The sequence below is a fragment of the Elioraea sp. genome (assembly GCF_051860475.1).
GTDB lineage: Bacteria > Pseudomonadota > Alphaproteobacteria > Acetobacterales > Acetobacteraceae > Elioraea.
This window is the reverse complement of the sequence record NZ_JBHYDW010000033.1, coordinates 4,039-26,612: the sequence shown is the minus strand read 5'-3', so window position 1 is coordinate 26,612 and position 22,574 is coordinate 4,039. Positions and strand designations below refer to the sequence as shown.

General features: G+C 71.0%; 19 protein-coding genes, 1 tRNA gene and 1 pseudogene. 8 read left to right on the top strand and 13 right to left on the bottom strand.

Features of this window, described 5'->3' with window-relative positions:
- Position 1: 1 nt before the first annotated feature.
- Entirely contained in the window at positions 2–1,798 is a 1,797-nt protein-coding gene (locus tag ACTIFU_RS08520; RefSeq protein WP_439577875.1) for a PHA/PHB synthase family protein, read from the bottom strand.
- A gap of 124 nt (positions 1,799–1,922) precedes the next feature.
- Here ACTIFU_RS08520 and ACTIFU_RS08515 point away from each other — a divergent pair, with 124 nt between their 5' ends.
- The 6 genes from ACTIFU_RS08515 to ACTIFU_RS08490 all read left to right on the top strand — a co-directional run bounded on the left by ACTIFU_RS08515 (position 1,923) and on the right by ACTIFU_RS08490 (position 8,345).
- On the top strand, positions 1,923–2,849 hold the full coding sequence (locus tag ACTIFU_RS08515) for an OmpA family protein (protein WP_439577874.1): 927 nt from the start codon (positions 1,923–1,925) through the stop codon (positions 2,847–2,849).
- Positions 2,850–2,909: 60 nt separating this feature from the next.
- The gene (locus ACTIFU_RS08510; RefSeq protein WP_439577873.1) at positions 2,910–4,136 is read left to right on the top strand and encodes an LL-diaminopimelate aminotransferase; all 1,227 of its coding nucleotides are present in this window, start codon (positions 2,910–2,912) and stop codon (positions 4,134–4,136) included.
- On the top strand, positions 4,133–5,428 hold the full coding sequence (locus ACTIFU_RS08505) for a homoserine dehydrogenase (protein WP_439577872.1): 1,296 nt from the start codon (positions 4,133–4,135) through the stop codon (positions 5,426–5,428). Before ACTIFU_RS08510 ends, ACTIFU_RS08505 begins: the two co-directional genes overlap by 4 nt.
- 23 nt (positions 5,429–5,451) lie before the next feature.
- On the top strand, positions 5,452–6,477 hold the full coding sequence (glpX, locus tag ACTIFU_RS08500) for a class II fructose-bisphosphatase (RefSeq protein WP_439577871.1): 1,026 nt from the start codon (positions 5,452–5,454) through the stop codon (positions 6,475–6,477).
- The gene (gene recJ, locus ACTIFU_RS08495; protein WP_439577870.1) at positions 6,462–8,225 is read left to right on the top strand and encodes a single-stranded-DNA-specific exonuclease RecJ; all 1,764 of its coding nucleotides are present in this window, start codon (positions 6,462–6,464) and stop codon (positions 8,223–8,225) included. The genes glpX and recJ overlap by 16 nt, the downstream gene beginning before the upstream one ends.
- A 44-nt stretch (positions 8,226–8,269) precedes the next feature.
- Positions 8,270–8,345: transfer RNA gene (locus ACTIFU_RS08490), tRNA-Glu, on the top strand.
- A 28-nt stretch (positions 8,346–8,373) separates the two neighbouring features.
- Here the strand turns inward: ACTIFU_RS08490 and ACTIFU_RS08485 are convergent.
- The 6 genes and pseudogenes from ACTIFU_RS08485 to gshB all read right to left on the bottom strand — a co-directional run.
- Positions 8,374–8,877, bottom strand: a pseudogene (locus ACTIFU_RS08485) (hypothetical protein); the annotation flags it as partial.
- A gap of 355 nt (positions 8,878–9,232) precedes the next feature.
- Positions 9,233–9,673: a hypothetical protein gene (locus ACTIFU_RS08480; protein WP_439577869.1), complete on the bottom strand. Its 441-nt coding sequence runs from the start codon at positions 9,671–9,673 to the stop codon at positions 9,233–9,235.
- The gene (locus tag ACTIFU_RS08475) at positions 9,670–11,394 is read right to left on the bottom strand and encodes a methyltransferase domain-containing protein (RefSeq protein WP_439577868.1); all 1,725 of its coding nucleotides are present in this window, start codon (positions 11,392–11,394) and stop codon (positions 9,670–9,672) included. The genes ACTIFU_RS08480 and ACTIFU_RS08475 overlap by 4 nt, the downstream gene beginning before the upstream one ends.
- 117 nt (positions 11,395–11,511) lie before the next feature.
- On the bottom strand, positions 11,512–12,486 hold the full coding sequence (locus tag ACTIFU_RS08470; protein ID WP_439577867.1) for a Bug family tripartite tricarboxylate transporter substrate binding protein: 975 nt from the start codon (positions 12,484–12,486) through the stop codon (positions 11,512–11,514).
- A gap of 135 nt (positions 12,487–12,621) precedes the next feature.
- Positions 12,622–13,476: an AraC family transcriptional regulator gene (locus ACTIFU_RS08465; RefSeq protein WP_439577866.1), complete on the bottom strand. Its 855-nt coding sequence runs from the start codon at positions 13,474–13,476 to the stop codon at positions 12,622–12,624.
- 57 nt (positions 13,477–13,533) lie between these two features.
- Positions 13,534–14,484 (bottom strand): glutathione synthase, encoded by a 951-nt coding sequence (gshB, locus tag ACTIFU_RS08460; protein ID WP_439577865.1) that lies wholly within the window; start codon positions 14,482–14,484, stop codon positions 13,534–13,536.
- 122 nt (positions 14,485–14,606) lie between these two features.
- On the opposite strand from gshB, the gene ACTIFU_RS08455 reads away from it, so the two are divergent.
- Entirely contained in the window at positions 14,607–15,308 is a 702-nt protein-coding gene (locus ACTIFU_RS08455) for a LolA family protein (protein ID WP_439577864.1), read from the top strand.
- Between the two features lie 6 nt (positions 15,309–15,314).
- Here ACTIFU_RS08455 and ACTIFU_RS08450 read toward each other — a convergent pair whose 3' ends face one another.
- Genes ACTIFU_RS08450 through ACTIFU_RS08425 form a run of 6 tightly spaced genes read right to left on the bottom strand, consistent with a single transcriptional unit; the run spans position 15,315 to position 21,644 of the window.
- A complete protein-coding gene (locus tag ACTIFU_RS08450) occupies positions 15,315–16,310 on the bottom strand; it encodes an NAD-dependent epimerase/dehydratase family protein (protein ID WP_439577863.1) in 996 nt (331 codons plus the stop codon).
- Between the two features lie 37 nt (positions 16,311–16,347).
- Positions 16,348–17,307, bottom strand: coding sequence for an ABC transporter ATP-binding protein (locus tag ACTIFU_RS08445; protein WP_439577862.1), 960 nt, complete (start codon positions 17,305–17,307; stop codon positions 16,348–16,350).
- Positions 17,304–18,269: an ABC transporter ATP-binding protein gene (locus ACTIFU_RS08440; protein WP_439577861.1), complete on the bottom strand. Its 966-nt coding sequence runs from the start codon at positions 18,267–18,269 to the stop codon at positions 17,304–17,306. Before ACTIFU_RS08440 ends, ACTIFU_RS08445 begins: the two co-directional genes overlap by 4 nt.
- Complete coding sequence (locus ACTIFU_RS08435) at positions 18,266–19,156, bottom strand: ABC transporter permease (protein ID WP_439577860.1); 891 nt, start codon at positions 19,154–19,156, stop codon at positions 18,266–18,268. The genes ACTIFU_RS08440 and ACTIFU_RS08435 overlap by 4 nt, the downstream gene beginning before the upstream one ends.
- Positions 19,116–20,069 (bottom strand): ABC transporter permease, encoded by a 954-nt coding sequence (locus tag ACTIFU_RS08430; protein ID WP_439577859.1) that lies wholly within the window; start codon positions 20,067–20,069, stop codon positions 19,116–19,118. Before ACTIFU_RS08430 ends, ACTIFU_RS08435 begins: the two co-directional genes overlap by 41 nt.
- A gap of 27 nt (positions 20,070–20,096) precedes the next feature.
- The gene (locus tag ACTIFU_RS08425; protein ID WP_439577858.1) at positions 20,097–21,644 is read right to left on the bottom strand and encodes an ABC transporter substrate-binding protein; all 1,548 of its coding nucleotides are present in this window, start codon (positions 21,642–21,644) and stop codon (positions 20,097–20,099) included.
- A gap of 153 nt (positions 21,645–21,797) precedes the next feature.
- Between ACTIFU_RS08425 and ACTIFU_RS08420 the strand changes: the two genes are divergently transcribed.
- Positions 21,798–22,559: a class II aldolase/adducin family protein gene (locus tag ACTIFU_RS08420; protein ID WP_439577857.1), complete on the top strand. Its 762-nt coding sequence runs from the start codon at positions 21,798–21,800 to the stop codon at positions 22,557–22,559.
- Positions 22,560–22,574: the final 15 nt, after the last annotated feature.

Genomic DNA, 22,574 nt, shown 5'->3' with positions numbered 1-22,574 from the left:
GCTACTGCGCGGTGACCTTCACGTAGCTGCCCGGCGCGGGCTCGATCACCGCGAGCTTGCCGTCGCCCGGCGTGCGCGCATCCACCTTCGCCTTCGAGAGCGAGGCCACCCAGCGCTGCCAGTCCGGCCACCAGCTGCCGGCGAGTTCGGTCGCGCCGACCAGCCATGCATCCGCCTCGGGCGGCTGCTCGGTGTTCACCCAGTGGCTGTACTTGCCGGCGTCGGGTGGGTTCACCACCCCGGCGATGTGGCCCGAGGCGGCGAGCACGAAGCGCATGCGTCCCGCGTAGAGCTGGGTGGCCTTGTAGCAAGCCTTCCAGGGCGCGATGTGGTCTTCGCGGGTGGCGAGGATGTAGGTCGGCACGGCGATGCGGCCGAGATCGATGGGCGTGCCGCCGAGCGTGATCCCGCCGGGCTCCGACAGCCGGTTCTCCTGGTACATCTTGCGCAGGTAGAAGCTGTGCATCGCCGCCGGCATGCGCGTGCTGTCGCTGTTCCAGTACAGCAGGTCGAATGGGAACGGCTCCTGCCCGAGCAGATAGTTGTTGACGACGAACGACCAGATCAGGTCGTTGGCGCGCAGCATGTTGAAGGTCGCAGCCATCTCGCTTCCGTCGAGATAGCCCTTCTGCTGCATGCTCTCTTCGAGGGCCTTGAGCTGCTCCTCGTCGATGAAGACGGTGAGCTCGCCGGCCTCGGCGAAATCGACCAGCGTGGTGAAGAAGGTCGCCGTCCTGATCCGCGCGTCGTCCTTGGCCGCCATGTGGGCGAGGGTGCAGGCGAGCAGCGTGCCGCCGAGGCAGTAGCCGATCGCGTTCAACTCGCGCTCGCCGGTCGCCTGCTCGATCGCCGCGAGCGCACCGAGCGGACCCTCCAGCATATAGTCCTCGAAGGTCTTCTCGGCGAGGCGCTCGTCCGGATTGACCCACGAGATCATGAACACGGTGTGGCCCTGCGCCACCGCCCAGCGCACAAAGCTGTTCTTCGGGCGGAGATCGAGGATGTAGTATTTGTTGATCCACGGCGGAACGATCAGCAGCGGTCGCTTCAGCACCTTCTCGGTGGTGGGGTTGTACTGGATCAGCTGGATCAGATCGTTCTGGTAGATTACTGAACCGGGCGTGGTGGCGATGTTCTCGCCCACCCTGAACGCCTCATAGTCGGTCATCTTGATGTGCAGCTTGCCCTTGCCGCGCTCCAGGTCGCCGAGCAGGTTGTTAAGCCCACGCACCAAATTCTCGCCGCCTGTCTCGACCGTGCGGCGCAGCACCTCGGGGTTGGTCAGCAGGAAGTTGGTCGGCGCCAGCGCATCGACGAACTGGCGCGCGTAGAAGTCCAGCTTCTGCGCGGTCTTGTCGTCCAGCCCGTCGACGTCCTTCACCACGTTCTGCACGTAGCGCGCCGACAGCAGGTAGGACTGCTTGATGAAATCGAAGACCTCGTTCTCGTGCCAGTCCTCGTGCTTGAAGCGGCGGTCGCCGGGTGTCGGGGCAACCACGGGGTCGGGCGTGTCCCCCAGCATCCGGCGCGCGGTGTTCTGCCAGAGCAGCATGTAGTCCTGCCAGAACGACATCTGCGCCTGCACGAGCTTGGCCGGATTCGCCATCATGCGCGCGGTCATCTCGAGGAAGGCGCTGCCGATGTTCAGCGGATCGAGCCCGGGCACCCGGGCATCGCCTTGGCGCTTGAGGAACTCCATCACGATCCGCTGGCTGCGGCTCGCGATGTCGGCCATGTTGCGCGACAGGAGGGAGGGGTCAGGCATCTTGAAGGCCTGGCCGGCCTTGTCCTCTGCCATGGATCGGGGTGTCCTTTCGGCGTCGGGCGCGGGAGGTGGACGAATGTGCGCGGACCCTAGTGCGCCGGACATGGGGGATCAAGCGAAGCGGCCGGTTTCCGGCCGCGCGTGGCAGGCATGTCTCGTGCTGGTCGCGCTCTCGGCCTGCGGGCCAAGCCTGAACCCGATCGAGGCCGCACGGGTGCTGACTGGCCGGACGCCGACCACCGATCTGCCGCCCGTGCCGGGCGCGGATCAGCCCTATCCGAGCCTCGGCACGGTGCCCGAACGCCCCGTGCCGCCGCCGGCCGAACAGCGCCGGCGGATCGCCGATGCGCTGATCGCGGACCGCGAGAACGCGCGCCACGCGGGCCCGCCCGTCATGCCGCCGCCGGTCGGCGTGGCGCCGCCGGCCTCGCCGCAGGCCGTGCCCCTCACCGCCCCGGCGGCGGCGCCTTTCGGCACGTCCGGCGACCAGCCGGTGCCGGGCATGGTCGCGCCGATGGTCGCGCCTCCGGCCCGGGTCGTCCCGCCGATCGCCGGCGCACCTGAGCCGCGCCCGCCCGGGCCGCCTGCCGCACCTCCTTCCGTTGCCGGGCCGCCGGAGACCGCACCGGCCGCCGCACCACCGCCGGCGGAGCTGGCACCTGCCGCGCCGCCGCCCCGGGCGGCCGCGCCGGCCGCTGCGCCGGCGTCAGCGCCGCCGCGGACGGACCCCTCGGTGGTCGTGGATCGGACCGCCCTGCCGCCGCTGCGCGCCACCCAGGCGGCCGCGCTGCCCGCCGGGCAGGGCGCGGCGCTCGCCTTCCCGCCGGGCTCGGCCGCGCTGTCGCCGGACGCCCGCGCGGTGGCGGCCCGATTCGCGGCCGGACGCGGGGCGGCGACCGTGCGCGTCACCGGCTACCGCGACAGCGCGGGCGGCGACCTCGGACTCGCGCTCGCGCGCGCCCAGGCGGTGGCACAGGCGCTGCGCTCGGCCGGGACGCCGGCGGACGCGATCGAGCTTGCCGCGGAGCCACGCCCAGGGCCGGCCGGTCGCGGCGCGGAGATGCGGCTGGTATATTCGCCGTGATTGACGACTCCACCGGGACATGCGCCTAAGCCGCCCCACGCCATTCTCCGGACCCGCCGAATGTCAGCCGCGCCGCCCGAATTCCATCGCATCCGACGCCTGCCGCCCTACGTCTTCGCCGAGGTGAACCGGCTGAAGGCGGCGGCGCGCGCGCGCGGCGAGGACGTGATCGATCTCGGGATGGGCAACCCCGACACGGGCGCGCCGCCGCATGTCGTGGCCAAGCTCACCGAGGCGGTGGCCGATCCGCGCACGCACCGCTACTCGGTCTCGAAGGGTATCCCCGGCCTGCGTCGTGCGGTGGCCGGCTACTACGCGCGCCGCTTCGGCGTGGGCCTCGACCCGGAGACCGAGATCTGCGTCACGCTCGGCTCGAAGGAGGGGCTCGCGAACCTCGCCTCCGCGATCACCAGCCCGGGCGACGTGATCCTGGTGCCGAACCCGTCCTACCCGATCCACCAGTTCGGCTTCGTCATCGCTGGTGCGGCGGTGCGCTCGGTGCCGCACGAGCCGGGCGAGGACATGCTGCGCGCCCTCGACCGCGCGGTGATCCATTCGGTACCGAAACCGACCGCGCTGATCGTCAACTTCCCCTCGAACCCGACCGCGCTGACCGCGAGCCTCGAGTTCTACCGCGAGGTGGTGGCCTTCGCGCGGCGGCACGAGGTGTTCGTGATCTCCGATCTCGCCTATGCCGAGATCTATTTCGATGGCGAGCCGCCGCCCTCAATCCTCGCTGTGCCCAACGCGAAGGAGATCGCGGTCGAGTTCACCTCGATGTCCAAGACCTACTCGATGGCGGGCTGGCGGATCGGCTTCGCCGCCGGCAATCCACGCCTGATCGCGGCGCTGGCGCGCGTGAAGTCGTATCTCGACTATGGCGCCTTCACGCCGATCCAGGTCGCCTCGGTCGCGGCGCTGAACGGGTCGCAGGACTGCGTCGATCAGGTGCGCGCGCTGTATCGCGACCGGCGCGACGTGCTGCTCCGCGGCCTCGCCGCGGCGGGCTGGGAGGTTCCGGCGCCGGCCGCCTCGATGTTCGCCTGGGCGCCGATCCCCGAGCGCTTCCGCCCTCTCGGCAGTCTTGAATTCTCCAAGCTTCTGCTGGAGCGCGCCAAGGTCGCGGTCAGTCCCGGCGTCGGCTTCGGCGAGCACGGCGACGGGCATGTGCGGATCGCGCTGGTCGAGAACACGCACCGCATCCGACAGGCCTGTCGGGCGATCCGGCAGTTCCTGCAAGGGTCGAATGCGCCCGGTCTCGCCACGGGGGTCGAGGACGCCGCATGAGCAGCGCAGCGTTGCGGGTGGGGCTCGCCGGCCTGGGCACGGTGGGTGCGGGGACGCTCCGGCTTCTGCGCGAGAATGCCGAGCTGATCGCGGCGCGCGCCGGAAGGCCGATCGTTCCGGTGGCGGTTGCCGCACGCGACCGCACGCGCGATCGCGGTGTATCGCTGGACGGTCTCGCCTGGCACGATGACGCGGTGGCATTGGCGCGCGATCCGGGCGTGGACGTGGTGGTGGAGGTGATCGGCGGCGCGGACGGGATCGCGCGCGACACGGTCGACGCCGCGCTTGCGTTGCGCAAGCCGGTTGTCACCGCCAACAAGGCGATGCTGGCGCTGCACGGCGCCGAGCTTGCCGCCGCTTCCGAGGACGCGGGCACGCCGCTCGCCTTCGAGGCCGCGGTGGCGGGCGGCATCCCGGCGATCAAGGCGCTGCGCGAGGGGCTGGCGGCGAACCGCATCACGCGCGTCGCCGGCATCCTGAACGGCACCTGCAACTACATCCTGACGACGATGCGCGACACCGGCCGCGCCTTCGGGGATGTGCTTGCCGAGGCGCAGGCGCATGGCTACGCCGAGGCCGACCCGGCCTTCGACATCGACGGCATCGACGCGGCGCACAAGCTCGCGATCCTGGTCGCGCTCGCGTTCGGCCGACCAGTGGATTTCGTCTCGGTTCATGTCGAGGGCATCCGGCATGTCTCGGCGCTCGACATCGCGTTCGCAAAAGAGCTCGACTTCGTCATCCGGCTGGTCGGCATCGCCGAACGCAACGACGGCGGTATCTCCGCGCGCGTCCATCCGGTGATGGTGCCCGCTGCCTCGCCGCTTGCGCATGTCGACGGCGTGTTCAACGCGGTGATGGTCGAGGGCGATCATGTCGGCCGCGTGATGCTGGAGGGGCGGGGCGCCGGTGCTGGCCCGACCGCCTCGGCCGTGGTGGCCGACCTGATCGATATCGCGCGCGGCCGGCACACACCCCCCTTCGGCATGGCCGCGCACCACCTCTCGGCGGAACCCGCGGTGCCGATCGCGCGCCGCCTCGGTGCGGCCTATCTCCGCCTGACCGTGATGGACCGTCCCGGCGTGATCGCCGATGTCTCGGCCGTGCTGCGCGACCATGTGGTCAGCCTGGAGAGCATGATCCAGCGTGGCCGCGCGCCGGATGCGACGGTGCCGGTGGTGCTGACCACGCATCCCTGCGAGGAGGCGGCGCTGGCGGCGGCGCTCGCCCAGATCGCCGAGCTCGGTTCGGTGGTTGAACCGCCGACCATGATCCGGATCGAAACGCTGTAGCCCCGCGAGGGTGTGGAGGAGACATGGCGAACAAGGCAGACGCGCCCCGGGTGTTCGCGGCCGGCGGCGAGGCGCCGGATGCACGGCACATCGACCGCAACCTGGCGCTCGAGCTCGTGCGCGTGACCGAGGCGGCCGCACTCGCGGCCTCGCGGCTGATGGGGCGCGGCGACGAGAAGTCGGCCGACCAGGCGGCGGTGGACGCGATGCGCCGCGCCTTCGACACGGTGGCGATCGACGGCACGGTGGTGATCGGCGAGGGCGAGCGCGACGAGGCGCCCATGCTCTACATCGGCGAGAAGGTGGGCTCGGGCGGCATGAGAGCCGACATCGCGCTCGACCCGCTGGAGGGCACGACCATCACCGCCAAGGGCGGCAACAACGCGCTGGCCGTGGTGGCGCTCGCCGAGGCCGGCAACTTCCTCAACGCGCCCGACGTCTACATGGACAAGATCGCCGTCGGCGGAGGGCTGCCGGACGATCTCGTCGATCTCGACGAGCCGCCGGAGGCAAACCTCAGGGCGGTGGCGCGGGCGAAGAAGATGGAGGTCTCGGACCTCGTCGTCTGCATCCTCGACCGGCCGCGCCATGCCGAGCTGATCAGGGCCGTGCGCGGTGCCGGCGCGCGCATCACGCTGATCAGCGACGGCGACGTCTCGGGCGTGATCGCGACCAGTCAGGCCGAGAGCGGCATCGACATGTACATGGGCTCGGGCGGCGCGCCCGAGGGCGTGCTGGCGGCAGCCGCGCTGCGCTGCATCGGCGGCCAGATCCAGGGACGGCTGCTGTTCCGCAACGACGACGAGCGCAAGCGCGCCGCGAAGTGGGGCATCACCGATCTGAACCGCAAGTATACGACCGAGGAGATGGCGAAGGGCGACGTGATGTTCGCCGCCACCGGCGTCACCAACGGCGCAATGCTGCGCGGCGTGCGCCGCTTCGGTTCGGGCGCGACCACGCATTCGCTGGTGATGCGCTCGAAGTCCGGCACGGTCCGCTACATCGAGGCGCACCACAACTTCACGCGCAAGTCGTGGATGGCGGTCTGACCGTTTCCGCGCCGGCCGCGCTCTCGTTCAGCGGGCGGCGCTGGGTCGCGCGCGCGGGCGATGCGGGCGCGGCCGCGCTGCTCGCCCAGGCGCACGGCCTGCCTGAGCCGCTCGCCCGGCTGATCGCGCTGCGCGGCATCGCGGCGGCAGATCTGGACCGTCACCTGACGCCGCGCCTGCGCGACTGGCTGCCCGACCCGTCGGCACTGGACGGGATGGACACGCTGGCCGCGCGGCTCGCCGATGCGGTGCGCCGCGGCGAGACGGTCGCGGTGTTCGGCGACTACGACGTGGATGGCGCGGCCGCGACCGCGCTGATGCGGCGCTTCCTCGGCGCGGTCGGCGGGCACGCGGTGCATGCGGTGCCGGACCGGCTGCGCGACGGCTACGGCCCGAACGCCGCGGCGTTCGCCGCGCTCGCCGATGCCGGGGCGCGCGTGATCCTGTGCGTCGATTGCGGGTCCGCGGCCCCCGGGCCGATCGCCGGGATCGCCCCGCGCGCCGACGTGCTGGTGCTCGACCATCACCGCGTCGATCGTGCCCCGGAGGCAGCCGTGGCGCACGTCAATCCGACCCTCGCCGGCCCGGAGGGCCTTGCGCCGCTCTGCGCCGCGGGCCTCGCCTTCCTCGCGGCGGTGGGGGTGAACCGCGTGCTGCGTGAGACCGGCTGGCCGCGCGCCCTCGATGCGGCCACGCTGCTGTCGCTGGTCGACTTGGTCGCGCTCGCGACGGTGGCTGACGTGGTGCCGCTGGTCGGCGTCAACCGCGCCTTCGTCACACAGGGGCTCGCGCTGATGGCTGTGCGTCCGCGCGCCGGGATCGCGGCGCTGCTGCGCGTCGCCGGTGTCACGCGTCCGCCGGATGCCGAGGCGATCGGCTTCGCGCTCGCGCCGCGGCTCAATGCGGCCGGGCGGATCGGCAATGCCGAGCTCGGCGTCCAGCTGCTGCTGAGCGACGAGACGGCCGAGGCGGAGGGGCTGGCGCAACGTCTCGATGCGCTGAACCGCGAGCGGCAGCGGATCGAGGCGGGCGTGCTCGATGCTGCACTGGCAGCCGCGGAACGACAGGCGGGCGCGGGGCGGCCGGTGATCCTCGTCGCCGGCGAGGGGTGGCATGCGGGTGTGGTGGGAATCGTCGCCGGGCGGGTCAAGGAGCGGTTCGGCCGCCCCGCCTTCGTCCTCGGCATCGCGGGCGGGCTCGCGACCGGCTCCGGGAGATCCGTGCCAGGGGTGCATCTCGGCGACGCGGTGCGTGCGGCGGTCGCGGCGGGGATCGCGATCAAGGCCGGCGGTCACGCCATGGCCGCCGGCGTGACGTTGTCGGCGGACCGGCTCGGTGCGCTGCACGAACTGCTGTGCGCCGCGTGCCTCGGCGCGACCGAAGGCCCGGAGGCTCTGGTGCTCGACGGCACGATGACGGTCGAGGGGGCTACGGCGGAACTCGCGCGCGCCGTCGCTCGGCTCGGCCCGTTCGGCGCCGGCAATCCGGAGCCCGTGTTCTCGCTCCGCGGGCGGCTCGGCTTCGTCGGCGCGGTCGGCGCCACCGGCGCGCACTTGCGTCTTGCTGTGACCGGCGAGGGAGGAGGGCGGCTCAACGCCATTGCGTTCCGCGCTGCCGGTGGAGCCTTGGGGCGCGGCCTTGCCTCGGCGCTTGGCGCAACGGTGGTGCTGGCCGGCGTGTTGCGGGAGGACCACTTCCGCGGTGGCGCGTCGGCCTCGCTGCAGGTCATCGATGCCTCGCCCGCGTGAGGCTTGCTTGCATCGCATGCGGGGGCGGGGTAACCCGCGCGCACGTCCCGTTCGTCTAGAGGCCTAGGACTCGGCCCTTTCAAGGCCGCAACACGGGTTCGAATCCCGTACGGGACGCCAGAGATCTGACATCTCAACAATGGATTGATTATCTTGGGCTTCTTCCGTCAGCTCGGGGAGCCTCCCCACACCGTCCCCACCCCTTGTGGAGCGACTCCAGCCGAGGTTTCTGGCGCTGGTACTTGCCGATGATGGTGTCGGCGCGGGTGGTCCAGCGAAAGGGCCTCGGGGCGGCGTTGTGAGCGTCGAGGTAGTCGCGGATTGCCTGGTTGGGCTCGCTGACGGAGCGGAAGGCGCCGCGCTTGAGGCGGCGCCTGGTCAGCGCGGCGAACAGCGTCGTCGTGCCGTGGCGCTTGTCGTCGTGGGTCATCGTCGCACCGCGCCCGCGCTTCATCGGCAGCCCCGGCTGGGTGCGGTCGAGCGCCTGGATCTGCGACTTCTGGTCCACCGAGGGGACGAGCGCGTGCTCGGGCGGGCTGACGTAGAGCCCGACGATGGCGCGCACCTTCTCGACGAAGCGTGGGTCGTTGGAGAGCCTGAAGGCCTCGATCCGATGCGGCTTGCGGCCATGCTCGCGCCAGATGCGGTGGATCGTGGAGGGCGCCAGGCCGCGCGGATCGCCATCGTGCCCGCGCCGTCGGCCCTCAGCAGCACGATCCGCGCCCGTCTGACATGGTGCTGCGGGCTCTTGCGGTCCGCGACCACGCTTTCGGCCGCTCCCGATCGCCCGGCCGAAGCCTGACCTCCACGCCTTCCCCCATGCCCCCAGACTCGCAGGTCCAGCGAGCCATGGGGTCATGACCAGTGATCAGACCACTGGGTCAGCTCCATCACTTTATGCTTTTATTCCTTTATCCGCCTCGCCGAAGTGGGGCGGGGAGGGGAGGGCGACCGCCGGCGCAGCGACCGTAGCAGCGCGCTGCGTCAGAAGTGGACGTGGCAGCGCATCACCGCCACGCGATCACGCGCCGCGGCGCGGGTTCCGCCCCGACCTTCACCCAAGCCTGCCCCTTCTCCAGCATCGCGAGGTTCGCGCCCGGCCCGAGTATCCGGCGCACCGCCCGCGCATCGGCGTTGGTCCGGAACGCCACCACCAGCCCCATCTCGTTGAGGAACTCGTCGTCCTCGCCGGAGAAGTCATCCGGCCCCTGCGAGATCAGCATCACCGATCCGCCCTTCGACCGGCTGAGCCGGATCAGGCCCGACAGGCCGGGCAGGCTGTTGCCCAGGATGCGGTGGGCCTCGTCGATCACGCAGAGTGCGCGGAGCGCCCGGTTCCCGGCTGCGTCCGTTGGCGCGTCTGGCAGACTGTTCAGGTAGCGGTCAAGCGCATCGGTCAGCAGCGTTACCACCGACACCTTCACGAGGTCGGGCAGGTCGGCGGTCACCCCCGCCGTCCCGGCCCCTCCCACTCCGCCACCTGCGCCTCCTGGCGCAGGCGCAGCCGGCGATAATCAAGCGCTGCGAAGACCTCGTCGAGATCGAGTTCGCGCTCTTTGGTGATCGGCAGGCTGGTGCGCGCTTCCTCGACGAAACGAAGCCGGATCGCCGGATCGGCGCGAAGATACGCACTGTCCCACCACTCCGTGATCGTCGGCCGGGCCGCTGCGAGCACCGGCGCGGCAACGATGCGGTCGCGCTTGCTGTGCTGGTTGATCGCGCGCGCCGTCGGCAGGAGGTTCCACAGGTCGTTGCAGGCCCACGCCGACCACGGCAGGCAATGGTCGATGTCAACCGCGTCCGCGCCGAGCCGCCGACCTGTCCAGACGCAGCGCACCGTTCCGCCCGCCGCCAGACGCCTGAGTGCCAGCTCGCGCACCAGGCGCGTGTCGCGCTCGGGCTCGATCCAGCGCAGCGCGGCCATGACGTCGTCAGAGGCGAGCCTCCGCCCCGCGCGTTCGGCATACCCCACGGTCAGCCGAACCCACTCCGCCACGAGCATCGGCTCGATCCACGCGCTCATCCGGCGCAACGCATGCCACACTGGGAGCGGCACGCGCGTCGTGCCGTAAGCCCAGAGGGATTCCTCCGTCGCCGCGAAGATCGCGGATCGACCGGGAGCACGCCCGTACGCGGTCGGAAAGACCGGCGTGTCGTCGGCGAAGGTCAGGTGTGTGGCCGGCATGTCCGCGATGGTGCGCGCGGCATCGGCGAGCGCGCGCCGGACGGCTGCCGCGACGTCGCCGGCGAATACGCCTCCGGGCCGCAGATCATAGGGTGCGACCAATGCCAGACCGCGAAACGCCTCACGCGCGAAGGACGGCGCCGCGCCGAGGCGCTCGGGCATCTGTGGCAGCCCCCGCTCCAGCAGCGGCTTGAACATCCTGAGCCAGTAGAGCGCGACGAGTCCAAGCGGCAGCTCGACATGCTCCTCCGACTCCCGCGCCACGTTCGGCGACGCATCCGCGATCCGCGCGATCGCGCGAAGCAAGCCGAGCTTGTAGGTGGCAGCCTTCTCCTGCTTGAGGATGACGCCTCTCAGCAAGGGCAGCGCGCCAGCCCCGTCATCCGGCAGGTCGACGATCACGGTCTGCCACCGCACGCTCTCGCGTCCCTGCAGGTCGTCCCGCCGCTCGGTCGCTACCCGCAACGCCAGGCCGAGATCGACCCCGAGCCGCTCCACCTCGTTGGCATCGACCGGCCACATCGGCCGCCCTTCCGGCGCGGGGCCGTGGCGCAGCGTCAGCACCATGCGTCCGCCGGGCTTCAAGAGTGTCGCAAGCTTGCGCATCGCGCGCGGCCGTTGCTCCGGCGGCATGTGCATCCACACTCCGCTGAGCCAGACGAGGTCGAACGCAAGGCCGAGACGATGCACCGCCGCAAGCGCCGGCAGCCGATCGTCGAGCCAGCGGATGCGCGGCGAATCATGCCGGCGAGCCGCCTCGCTGCGCATCGCGGCCGCCGGCTCGACGGCGATCACCTCCCAGCCCTGTGCGGCGAACCAGGCGGCATCCCGTCCGCTGCCGGCGCCGACGTCCAGCACGAGGCCCGGCACCCTGGGCAGGAAGGGCACGGCGCCGGCATGTATGTTCTCGAAGCCGAACGCCTCGTAGGCCTCGGTGAACTCGCGGAAGCCGCGCTCGTAGGGCCCGACCGTGTCCGACGTCATCGCGGAGCAGTATAACGCCAGCCGGCGGCGCAGAGCTTATCCTTGCTTTGGTGGAGGAAAGGGCCATTGGCCCTCTTCGCCAAACCCCCTCTCCCGCCTACCGGGCACCCGACGGCGTTACCCCGTCGTGACGTTGTTCTCCCGGATCACCTGCCGCCACCGCGCCACCTCGCGGCCCACGAACTCCTGCATGAACCCGGGCTCCATGTTCGTCCCCTCGAAGCCCAGCTCCAGCATCCGCGCGCGCACCTCCTCCATCGCCAGCACCGCGCGCAACTCCGCATTCCACCGCTGAACGATCGCCGCCGGCACACCCGCCGCCGCCGCGAACCCGAACCAGTTCACCGCCGACGCATCGCCAAGCCCCACCTCGCCGAAATGCGGCACATCCGGCAACGCCGCCGAACGCGACGCCGCACTCACCGCCAACGGCCGCAGCCGCCCCCCACGGATATGCCCGATCGCCGCCGGCATCGTCTCGATGATCGACGGCACCACATTCGCCAGCACGTCGATCAGCGCCGGCCCCGCACCGCGATACGGCACGAAATTCAGCTCGATCCCGGCCACGCGCTGGAACTGCAACCCGATCAGATGCGAGGCCGTGCCGTTGCCGCCATACGCCATCGCCACATCGCCAGGCTTCGCCTTCGCCGCCGCCAGGAACTCCTGCAACGTCCGCGCCGGATGCGACGGATTGACGCAGATCACCATCGGCAATGATCCGAACAGCCCGACATGGCTGAAATCGGTCTGCGGATGATAGGTGACGTTTGGGAACAGCGTCGGACTGCTGCCATGCGGCGCGAAGTTCGACGTCATCACCATATGCGTGTCCCCGCGCGCCCGCGCGAGCAGATCGGCCGCGATCGTGCCGCCCGCCCCGGCCCGGTTCTCCACCACCATCGGCTGGCCGATCCGCGGGCCCAGTTGCTCGGCCAGCAGGCGCGAGAGGATGTCGGCCGTGCCGGCCGGGGGGAAGGGGATGATCCAGCGCACCGGGCGCTCGGGCCAGCCGCCCTGCGCGCGCGACGGCAGCGCCGCCAGAGTGAGTCCCAGCGCGGCCAGGCCGCGACGCGTGATCGTCGTCATGGTTCATGTCTCCCGGACTTGCGGCGCGTCGTTGCGCGCCCCCGCGACTGTAGTCGCACCACCCGGCCGGGCAACCGGGCAGGGAACATCAACCGCGGGGGGGGCCCCCGCTGGGCCCCCCCCCCCCCCCCTGCACTACCCGCGCAACGGCAGGTGAACCGCCGTGACCCACTCCGATGGCGGCACGCCGCGCGGATCGTTCAGATACTCCTCGAAACACGGCTGATCCGCCGGCTCCTCGCCGCTCGCGGGCAGCCACTCGCCATACAGCCACCGATACGGCACCTCCAGCTCCGCATACGGGCCCTTGAACAGCAGCACCGCCGCACGGCACGCCGGGATATCCGTGATCGTCACCGCAGCGTCGCCGGCGACGTCCGGCCCGACCTCGACGCACGCATCGCTGCGCAGCTTCGCCGTCGGCACCGCCGCCGGATCGTCGTGATACACTCCGAAACTCCGCGCACCACCCAAGCCGCGCGCCGCCGCCCACGCCATCAGCCGGTCGAACACCGCGCCGATCGCCTGGTAGTCGCCCACATGCCGCATCGCCGCCACACGCACACCGGCGAACGGACGGATCGAAACCTCGTACATGACATCCTCTCCTTCGGAATGGTTTTCAACCGGAAGGACGCCGATGCCGCCCCGCGCACGATACGCCGCCGGTGCCACGCCATGGGCCGCGCGGAACGCACGCCCGAACGCCGCAACACCCGCATACCCCGCCCGCCGCGCCACACGCTCAAGCGGCAACCGCCCGCGCAGCAGATCGGCCGCCGCCCGCTGCAACCGCAGCCGCCGCCGCGTCTCCGCCACCGTCTCACCCATCATCGCCGTCCAGACGCGATGGAAATGAAACGGCGACAGCGCCGCCGCCTCCGCCAGACGCTCGATCGGCAGCTCCTCGTCCGGCCGCGCAGCCATCAGCCGCAACGCGCGGCCCAGCCGATCGGCATAGGATGTCAGCGTACGCGGGCGAGGCGGCATCTTTGTCCCTCCGGTGCTACCACCCTGCCGCGGGACGCGATGCAGAACTTGCGGAGTTCAGCCCCCGAGCCGCGCCTCGATCGCGTCCCAGATATACGCTTCGAGCTGCACGCCGTCGAACCGCGTCACCTCCTGCAACCCCGTCGGCGAGGTGACGTTGATCTCGGTCAGGTAGTCGCCGATCACATCGATGCCGACGAAGATCAGGCCGCGCTCGCGCAGGGTCGGACCGATCCGCTTGCAGATCTCGCGCTCGCGCTCGGTCAGCGTGGTCTTCTCCGGCCGCCCGCCCACATGCATGTTCGACCGCGCCTCGCCCTCCGCCGGCACGCGGTTGATCGCACCCATCGCCTCGCCGTCCACCAGGATGATGCGCTTGTCGCCCGTGCGCACCTGCGGCACGTAGCGCTGGATCACCAGCGGCTCGCGCGAGCGTTCCGTGAACAGCTCCAGCAGCGCGTTCAGGTTCATGTCGTCCGACTTCACCAGGAACACCCCCGCGCCCCCGTTGCCGAACAGCGGCTTGAGGATCAGGTCGCCGTGCTCGCGCCGGAACGCCATGATCTGGTCACGGTCGGCGGTGATGAGGGTGGGCGGCATCAGCTCGGGGAACTGCGTCACGAACAGCTTCTCCGGCGCGTTGCGCACGGCGGCCGGATCGTTCACCACCAGCGTGTCGGGATGGATATGTTCGAGGATGTGCGTCGCGGTGATATAGGCCATGTCGAAGGGCGGGTCCTGGCGCATCAGCACCACGTCCATCGTGCCGAGGTCGAGCTCCTCCCACGCGCCGAACGTGTAATGATTGCCGCGCTCGCGGCGCAGCGTCAGAGGCCGCGCCTTCGCCAGCACCCGCCCGGCCGACAGCGCCAGGTGCCGCGGCAGGTAGTGCCACAGCCGGTGCCCGCGCGCCTGCGCCTCCAGCCCCAGCACGAAGGTGCTGTCGGCGTCGATGTTGATGGTCTCGATCGGATCCATCTGGATCGCGACGGCGAGGCTCTCGGCCATGGCGTGGTCTTCCTCGGGGGTTGTGGCGTGAACTTGGCGAGGTGCGCGGCGCCGGGCAAGGCCGGGATGCGCTCACGCGTCTCTGCGCTGCACATCGGTCGCGGAACCCCTATGGTCCTGCCATGAACCGCCGCCTCCTGATCGCTGTCCTCGCCGCCCTGCCGCTCCCCGCGCTCGCCCAGCAGTCGCGCAGCCTGCCCGGCCGCCCGCCGCCGCCCGCCGGCCCGGGCCAGGGCGCGGCGCAGCGCTCCCCCCAACCCGCTGCGCTCACCGACCAGGACCGCGCCGATCTGGCCCGGATCGAGACCTATCTCGACGGCCTGCGCACGCTCACCGCCCGCTTCGTGCAGATGGACGCGCGCGGCGGCACGGCCGAGGGCACGCTTTGGCTCCAGCGCCCGGGCCGGATGCGCTTCGAGTACGACCCGCCGGCGCAGATCCTGCTGGTCGCCGACGGCACCTTCGTCATCTTCCACGACAAGTCGGTGCGCCAGACCAGCCACATCCCGATCGGCGCGACCCCGCTCTCGGTGCTGCTCGCCGAGCGCATCCGGCTCACCGGCGGCGATGTCGTGCCGGTGCGGGTCGAGCGGTTCCCGGGCGTGATCCAGGTGACGGTGGTGCGCGCCGGCCGCAGCGGCGAGGGCAGCATCACGCTCACCTTCAACGACCCCCCGCTCGAGCTCCGGCAGTGGACGGTGGTGGACGCGCAGGCCCAGGCCGTGCGCGTGAGCCTGTTCGGCGCGCAGACCGGCGGGCGGTTCGATCCGCAGCTGTTCCGGTTCGTCGACCCCGAGTTCTTCCGCCAGCAGCCCGGCAACTGAGCCGCGCTACCGGCCCTTCCAGGCGCGGAACCAGGCGATGAAGCGCGGGATGCCCTCGTCGATCGGCGTCGCCGGCGCGAACCCGAAATCCGCTTGCGCGCGCGCGATGTCGGCATAGGTCTCGGCGACGTCGGCGCGCGGCTTGGCCGCGTGCTGCCGCACCGCCTGCTTCCCCAGCGCCTGTTCGATCAGGGCGATGTAGCGGTCCAGCACCTCCGCGCGGTGGTTGCCGAGATTGTAGATCCGGTGCGGCGGCCCGCCCGGCTCGTCGGGACGCGCCGCCACCGCAGGTCCGGCATCGAGACAGCCGATGAGCCCGGCGACGATGTCGTCGATATAGGTGAAGTCGCGCTTGAGCTTGCCCTCGCCATAGACGGTGATCGGGCGGCCCTCGGTGATCGCCTCGGCGAACAGGAAGGCGGCCATGTCGGGCCGCCCCCACGGGCCATAGACGGTGAAGAAGCGCAGGCCGGTGCAGGGGATGCCATGCAGATGCGCGTACGACGTCGCGATCATCTCGCCGCCCCGTTTCGAGGCCGCATAGAGGCTGAAGGGCCGCTCCACCGGGTCGGTCTCGCTGAACGGCAGCTTGGTGTTGCCGCCATAGACCGAGGAGGACGAGGCATAGACGACATGCGTGAGCCGCCGCAGCCGGCGCGCGAGCTCCAGCACCGTCACTTGGCCCATCAGGTTGGCATCGACATAGGCGTAGGGGTTCACCTCGGCGTAGCGCACGCCCGCCTGCGCGGCGAGATGCACGATCCGGTCGATCGTCGGATGCGCCTCGGCGAGCCCGAGCACCGCCTCGCGGTCGGCGAGGTCGCCGCGCACCATGGTGAAGCCCGGGTCCTGGCCCAGCACCGCGAGCCGCGCCTCCTTCAGGGTGACGTCATAGTAGGCGTTCACGGAGTCGAACCCGACCACCCGCTCGCCGCGGGCGAGCAGGGCGCGGGCCAGGTGGAAGCCGATGAATCCGGCCGCGCCGGTCAGCAGGATCGTCATGCGCCGCCCGATACAGGCCGGCCTGCGCGCCGGCAAGTCAGACGAGGTGACAGGCGACGCGATGCCCGGCCGCCACCGCGCGCAGCGCCGGCACCGTCTCGGCGCAGCGCGGCTCGGCGAGCGGGCAGCGCGTGCGGAACCGGCAGCCCGAGGGCGGCGCGGTGGGCGAGGGGATCTCGCCGCGCAGCACCACGCGCTGGCGCTTCTCTCCGCCCGGGTCGGGCACCGCTGACAGCAGCGCCTGGGTGTAGGGATGCAGCGGTGCCGCGAACAGCGTCTCGCGCGGCGCCTGCTCGACCACGACGCCGAGATACATCACCGCCACCTCGTCGGCCATGTGCCGCACCACCGCAAGGTTGTGGCTGATGAACAGCATCGACAGCCGCCGCTCGCGCTGGAGGTCCCGCATCAGGTTCAGCACCTGCGCCTGCACCGAGACGTCGAGCGCCGAGACCGGCTCGTCGGCGACGATCAGCGCCGGGTCGAGGGCGAGAGCGCGCGCGAGACCGATGCGCTGGCGCTGCCCACCCGAGAACTGGTGCGGATGGCGCGCAGCGTGGTGTGCGGCGAGCCCCACCGCATCGAGCAGGCGGCGCACCCGCCGCGTCCGCTCGGCCGCATCGCCGATGCGGTGGATCAGGAACGGCTCCTCGAGAATCTCGCGCACGGTCATGCGCGGATCGAGCGAGCCGAACGGATCCTGGAACACGATCTGCATCCGCCGGCGCAGCGCGCGCAGCCGGGCCGCGTCGGCGGCGCGCACATCCTCGCCGGCGAACAGGATGCTGCCCGCATCCGCCTCGATCAGCCGCAGCACCAGCCGCCCGGTGGTCGACTTGCCGCAGCCGGACTCGCCGACCAGGCCGAGTGTGCCGCCGTCCGGCACGTCGAGGTCGATCCCGTCCACCGCGCGCACGGGCGGCGGGGCGTCGCGGAACATCCCGCCGCGGCTGCGGAAGTGCTTGACGAGCCCGCGCACCGACAGGATCGGAGTCACTGCGTCACCGCGTAATCGGTGAGGCGGATGCAGGAGGCCGCGCGCGCCTCGCCCGCCGGTACGAGCGGTGGCAGCGCGGCCTCGCACGGCGCCTTGGCGTAGCCGCAGCGCGGCGCGAAGCGGCAGCCGCGCGGCAGTGCGAAGGGCGGCGGCACCTGGCCGGGAATGGAGGCAAGACGCTCCGCCGTCGTATCGAGCCGTGGCAGGCTGGCGAGCAGCCCTTCGGTGTAGGGGTGGCGCGGTTCCGCGAACAGCGCCTCCGCCGGCGCGGTCTCGACGATGCGCGCGGCGTACATCACCGCCACCCGGTCGGCGAAGTCGGAGACCACGCCGAGATCGTGCGTGATCAGGATCACCGCCATGCCGAGCTCCGCGCGCAGCCGGCGGAGCAGGTCGATGATCTGCGCCTGCACGGTCGCGTCGAGCGCGGTGGTCGGCTCGTCGGCGATCAGCAGGGCAGGGCGGCAGGCAAGTGCGATGGCGATCATCACGCGCTGGCGCATCCCGCCCGAGAGCTCGTGCGGATAGGCGCCGAGCCGCTCCGCCGCGTTCGGGATCTCGACCAGCGAGAGCAGCCGTGCCGCTTCCGCGCGCGCCGCCGCACCCGACATCGCGCCGTGCCAGGTCAGCGCCTCGGCGATCTGGTGCCCCACCGTGAACACCGGATTGAGGCTGGTCATCGGCTCCTGGAAGATCATCGCGATCCGCCCGCCGCGCACCTGGCGCATCTCGCGCTCGCTGAGCGTAAGCAGATCGCGCCCCTCGAACACCACCTCGCCCGAGATGCGCCCGGGCTCCGGTACCAGCCGCGTCAGCGCGAGCGCCGTCATCGACTTGCCGCAGCCGGATTCGCCGACGATCGCCAGCACCTCGCCGGGCGCGACCTCGAACGAGACGTCCTCCACCACCGCCCAGGGGCCGAAGCGCACCGTCAGGCCGCGCACCTCGAGCAGCGCCGTCACCGGATATCGACCTTCATGCGCGGATCGAGCACGTCGCGCAGCCCGTCGCCGAGCAGGTTGAGCCCGAGCACCGTGATCGCGATCGCGATGCCGGGATAGAGCGAGATCCAGGGCGCCTCCAGGATGTAGTCGCGCCCGTCGGCGATGATCGAGCCGAGCGACGGCGTGGGCGGCGGGGGGCCCACCCCGATGAAGGACAGCACCGCCTCGGCCAGCACCGAGAGCGCGAAGATGTAGGTGCACTGCACGACCAGCGGCGTGAGGCTGTTCGGCAGGATATGGCGCGCGAGGATGCGCCCGTGCCCCGCACCGAGCGCGCGCGCCGCCTCCACGTAGTCGAGCTCGCGCACGACCAGCACCGAGGCGCGCACGATCCGCGCCGTGCGCGGCGTGTAGGCGACGGTGAGCGCGATCGCCGCGTTCAGCTCGGACGGGCCGAGCGCGGCGGCGAGCGAGATCGCGAGCAGGATGCCCGGGAACGCCATCAGCCCGTCCATCACCCGCATCACCGGCCCGTCGAGGCGGCGGAAATACCCCGCCGCCGCGCCGATCAGCGCGCCGAGGATCCCCGCGGCCAGCACCACCATCAGGCCGATGCGCAAGGAGACGCGCGTGCCGTGGATGATGCGGCTCAGGATGTCGCGGCCGAACCGGTCGGTGCCGAGCCAGTGGATGTCGTTCGGCGCACCGAGCCGGTAGCGGAAGTTGTTGCGCAGCGGATCGTGCGGGCTGATCCAGTCCGCGCTCAGCGCCGCGAGCACCACCAGGCCGAACAGCACCAGCCCGACCACCACGCCGCGATGCGACAGCAGCCGCGCGACCAGCGACGGGCCTTCCGGCGCGGCGCTATCGTCGGTCGTAGCGGACGCGGGGATCGACGGCGGCATAGAGCAGATCGACGACGAGGTTGACGGCGACGAAGATCGAGGCGGTCAGCAGCAATCCCCCCTGGATCACCGGATAGTCGCGGCGCTGGATCGCGCCGATGATCAGCCGACCGACCCCGGGCAGGCTGAACACCTGCTCGATCACCACAGCACCACCGAGCAGGATGCCGGTGGCGACCCCGGCGACGGTGAGCACCGGCACGAGCACGTTCGCGCCGGCGTGCTTGGCCACCACCACCCAGCCGGGCAGGCCCTTGGCGCGGGCGGTGCGCACGAAGTCCTGGCGCAGCACGTCGAGCATGCTCGCCCGGGTGATGCGCGCGAGCAGCCCCATCTGGGTGAGCGCCAGGCAGCCCGCCGGCATCGCCATCGCGCGCAGCCAGCCGAGCGGGTCCTCGGCGAAGGGCACGTAGCCGCCGGTGGGCAGCCAGCCGAGCTGCACCGCGAACAGCCAGATGAACACCAGCCCGAGCCAGAAATCGGGCAGGCTGAGGCCGATCAGCGCGGTCGCCATCACGCCCTGGTCGGTCCAGGTGTTCGGGCGCACCGCCGCGACCATGCCGGCGAGCACGCCGAGCACGATCGCGATGATCAGCGCGAGGAAGGTGAGCGACAGCGTGACCGGCAGCCGCTCCAGGATCGCCGCGGTGACCGACTGGCGCAGCAGCACGCTCTGGCCGAGATCGCCGCGCAGCAGCAGCGCCGCGTACCAGTCGACCATGCGTTCGAGCAGCGGCTTGTCGAGGCCGAGCTGAATGCGCAGCCGTTCCAGCTCCTCGGCGGTCGCCGACGGGCCGGCCATCTCGCTCGCCATGTCGCCCGGCACCAGCGCGATGATCGCGAAGGCGACGAGCGACACGACCAGCAGGACGGGGACGGCGGAGAGCAGCCGCCCGAGCGTATAGCGCAGCAACGGTCCTGACGCGCCCGGGGCGTGGCCTCAGGCGAACCAGCAATCCCACATGCGCGGGATGCGGTAGGGCTTGTAGTTCTCCACGTTCGCCCGCGTCGCCTGGACGATGCCGACATCGCCGCACTTGATGGCGATCGCCTGGTCGTACATGCGCGCCTGGAAGTCGGCGACCGCCTTCTTGCGGTCGGCCTCGGCGAGCGATGTGGTCAGCCGCCGCTGGGCATCCTCGACCCCCGGATCGCGCTCGTGCTGCACCGGCGCGTGGCCGGAGAAGAAGCCGACCACGCCGTAGGGCCCCTCATAGGGCTCGATCCCCATCATCAGGGTCCAGATGTGCCAGCCCTCGCGCCGTGTGCGCTGGGTCAGCGCCGAGGGCCAGTCGAGCACGACCAGGCGCACGTTCACGCCGATCGCCTTGAGCTGCTCCGCGGTCACCTCGCCGGCGGCCTTGTGGTTGGAGAACGAGGAGTCCGACAGCACGATCACCTCCTCGTTGCGATACCCGGCCTCGCGCAGCAGGGCGCGCGCGCGGTCGGGGTTCTTCATGTTGTAGAGCTCCTTGCCGACATCGCCGGCGAAGTAGGTCGTGCCGGGATGCTGCCAGCCATGCGTCATCCGGTAGAGCCCGTCGGTGGAGATCGCCATGATCTCCTCCAGGTCGAGCGCGGCCTGCACCGCGCGGCGGAACGCGACGTTGTCGGTCGGTCCCTGGGCGTGGTTCATCATCAGGGTCTGATAGGCCCAGGGGATCATCTCATGAGTGCGGATGTTGCGGTCGGCGCGCAGCCGCTGCGCCGCCGGCACGGCGAGCGCCTCGAGCACATGCAGCTCGCCGGTCTGCAGCCCGGCGGTGCGCGCCCCGCCCTCGGGCATGAAGCGGATCGTGATCGTGTCGAAATGCGCGGTCTTCCTCCCGCCGAACCCGTCGCGCTCGCGGAAATTGGTGTTCGGCGTATAGTCGTCGAAGCGCGTGAGCCGGACATGGCTGTCGGGCCGGTACTCGACGAAGCGGAACGGGCCCGTGCCGATGATCTCGATCCTGTTCGCCTCCTTCGCCGCCTCGGCCGCCGGGATGATCGCGCAGGGCGCGCGCGGGCTCGACAGTCCGGCGATGAAGCCCGGATAGGGCTCCTTCAGCTTCACTGTCACGGTGCGGGCGTCCGGCGTCTCGATCGCGTCGACCGGGCGCATGATGAAGGCCGATCCGCCCACCTTGCCGTAGCGCTCGAGCGAGGCCTTCACGTCGGTCGAGTCCATGATCTTGCCGTTGTGGAACTTCACCCCGGTTCGCAGGGCGAAACGGTAGCTGAGGCCGTCGGACGAGATGTCCACGCCCTCGGCCAGATCGGGCATCGGGTTGCCCGCCTCGTCGCGTGCGAACAGGGTCTCGTACATGTGAAGGTTGATGTTGCGGCTCGCCTGCGCCGTGGTGGTCGCCGCGTCCAGGCTGGGCGGCTGGGCCTGCTGCGCCACCACCACGTCGCCGCCGCGCTTCTGCGCGATCGCCGGCGCGCCGAGCGCCGAGGCGCCGATCCCCGCCACCGACACCACACCGAGTTGCCTGCGCGTGATCATCGCTCCCGCCTCCCATTGGTTGTGCGACGGAATGATGGCGCGATGTGCGGCTCTTGGCAAACGGGTCATGCGGCGCGAGAGTCACCGGTGCGAGAGGAGCGGGCGCCGATGATCCGGTGGCGCGCGGGCTCCGCCGGGCAGAGGAGGACGGCGATGACGGCGGTCGTGAGTACCCTGACGGACAGCAAGGCCGACGAGGTGGAGTGGGCGCTGCGCTGCGACATGGCGGCGATCTTCCGCGTCTCGGCGCGGCTCGGCTGGAACGAGCAGATCGGCAACCACAACTCCGTCATGCTGCCGGGCGAGGAGCCGCTGTTCCTGATCAACGCGCGCGGCTACCTGTTCCGCGAGCTGAAGGCGTCCGACCTGATCGTGTGCGACCTCGACGGCCGCGTGCTGCGCGGCAAGGGCGAGCTGCGCAAGGTCGCCTTCCACATCCATGCGCGCATCCATCTCGCCAACCCGAAGGCGGTGACGGTGCTGCACGTGCACCCGCAGTACCTCACCGCGCTGTCGATGATCGAGGGCGGCGAGTTGGCACTCGCGCACCACAACAACCTGATGCTCAACGACCGGATCGTCTACGACACGTCCGGCTACGAGCCGGTGCACGACAACGAGGAGGGTGACCGGATCGCGCGGCTGCTCGGCGACCGGACCATCATGGTGATGGGCAACCACGGCGTCTCGGTGGTGGGTGCGACGCCGCACGAGGCGTTCGACGAGCTCTACATCGCCGAGCGCACCGCGATGTACCAGATGACCGCGCTGTCGACCGGCATGAAGCTGCGCACCATCCCGGACCGGTTCCGGCGCAACTATCTCGGCCCCTGGGGCGAGAAGGTGGACGCGCGCATGCATCTCGATGCGTGGCGTCGCGTGCTCGACAATGAGGAGCCCGACTACGCGACCTGAGCGTCGGCGCGGGCG

Coding starts and splice junctions, on each gene's coding strand:
- ACTIFU_RS08505 (WP_439577872.1), top strand. CDS start 4,133: ATGAGCAGCGCAGCGTTGCGGGTGGGGCTCGCCGGCCTGGGCACGGTG.
- ACTIFU_RS08510 (WP_439577873.1), top strand. CDS start 2,910: ATGTCAGCCGCGCCGCCCGAATTCCATCGCATCCGACGCCTGCCGCCC.
- glpX (WP_439577871.1), top strand. CDS start 5,452: ATGGCGAACAAGGCAGACGCGCCCCGGGTGTTCGCGGCCGGCGGCGAG.
- ACTIFU_RS08420 (WP_439577857.1), top strand. CDS start 21,798: ATGACGGCGGTCGTGAGTACCCTGACGGACAGCAAGGCCGACGAGGTG.
- ACTIFU_RS08465 (WP_439577866.1), bottom strand. CDS start 13,476: ATGCCGCCTCGCCCGCGTACGCTGACATCCTATGCCGATCGGCTGGGC.
- ACTIFU_RS08520 (WP_439577875.1), bottom strand. CDS start 1,798: ATGGCAGAGGACAAGGCCGGCCAGGCCTTCAAGATGCCTGACCCCTCC.
- ACTIFU_RS08425 (WP_439577858.1), bottom strand. CDS start 21,644: ATGATCACGCGCAGGCAACTCGGTGTGGTGTCGGTGGCGGGGATCGGC.
- ACTIFU_RS08450 (WP_439577863.1), bottom strand. CDS start 16,310: ATGACGATCCTGCTGACCGGCGCGGCCGGATTCATCGGCTTCCACCTG.
- ACTIFU_RS08475 (WP_439577868.1), bottom strand. CDS start 11,394: ATGACGTCGGACACGGTCGGGCCCTACGAGCGCGGCTTCCGCGAGTTC.
- gshB (WP_439577865.1), bottom strand. CDS start 14,484: ATGGCCGAGAGCCTCGCCGTCGCGATCCAGATGGATCCGATCGAGACC.
- ACTIFU_RS08455 (WP_439577864.1), top strand. CDS start 14,607: ATGAACCGCCGCCTCCTGATCGCTGTCCTCGCCGCCCTGCCGCTCCCC.
- ACTIFU_RS08435 (WP_439577860.1), bottom strand. CDS start 19,156: ATGCCGCCGTCGATCCCCGCGTCCGCTACGACCGACGATAGCGCCGCG.
- ACTIFU_RS08470 (WP_439577867.1), bottom strand. CDS start 12,486: ATGACGACGATCACGCGTCGCGGCCTGGCCGCGCTGGGACTCACTCTG.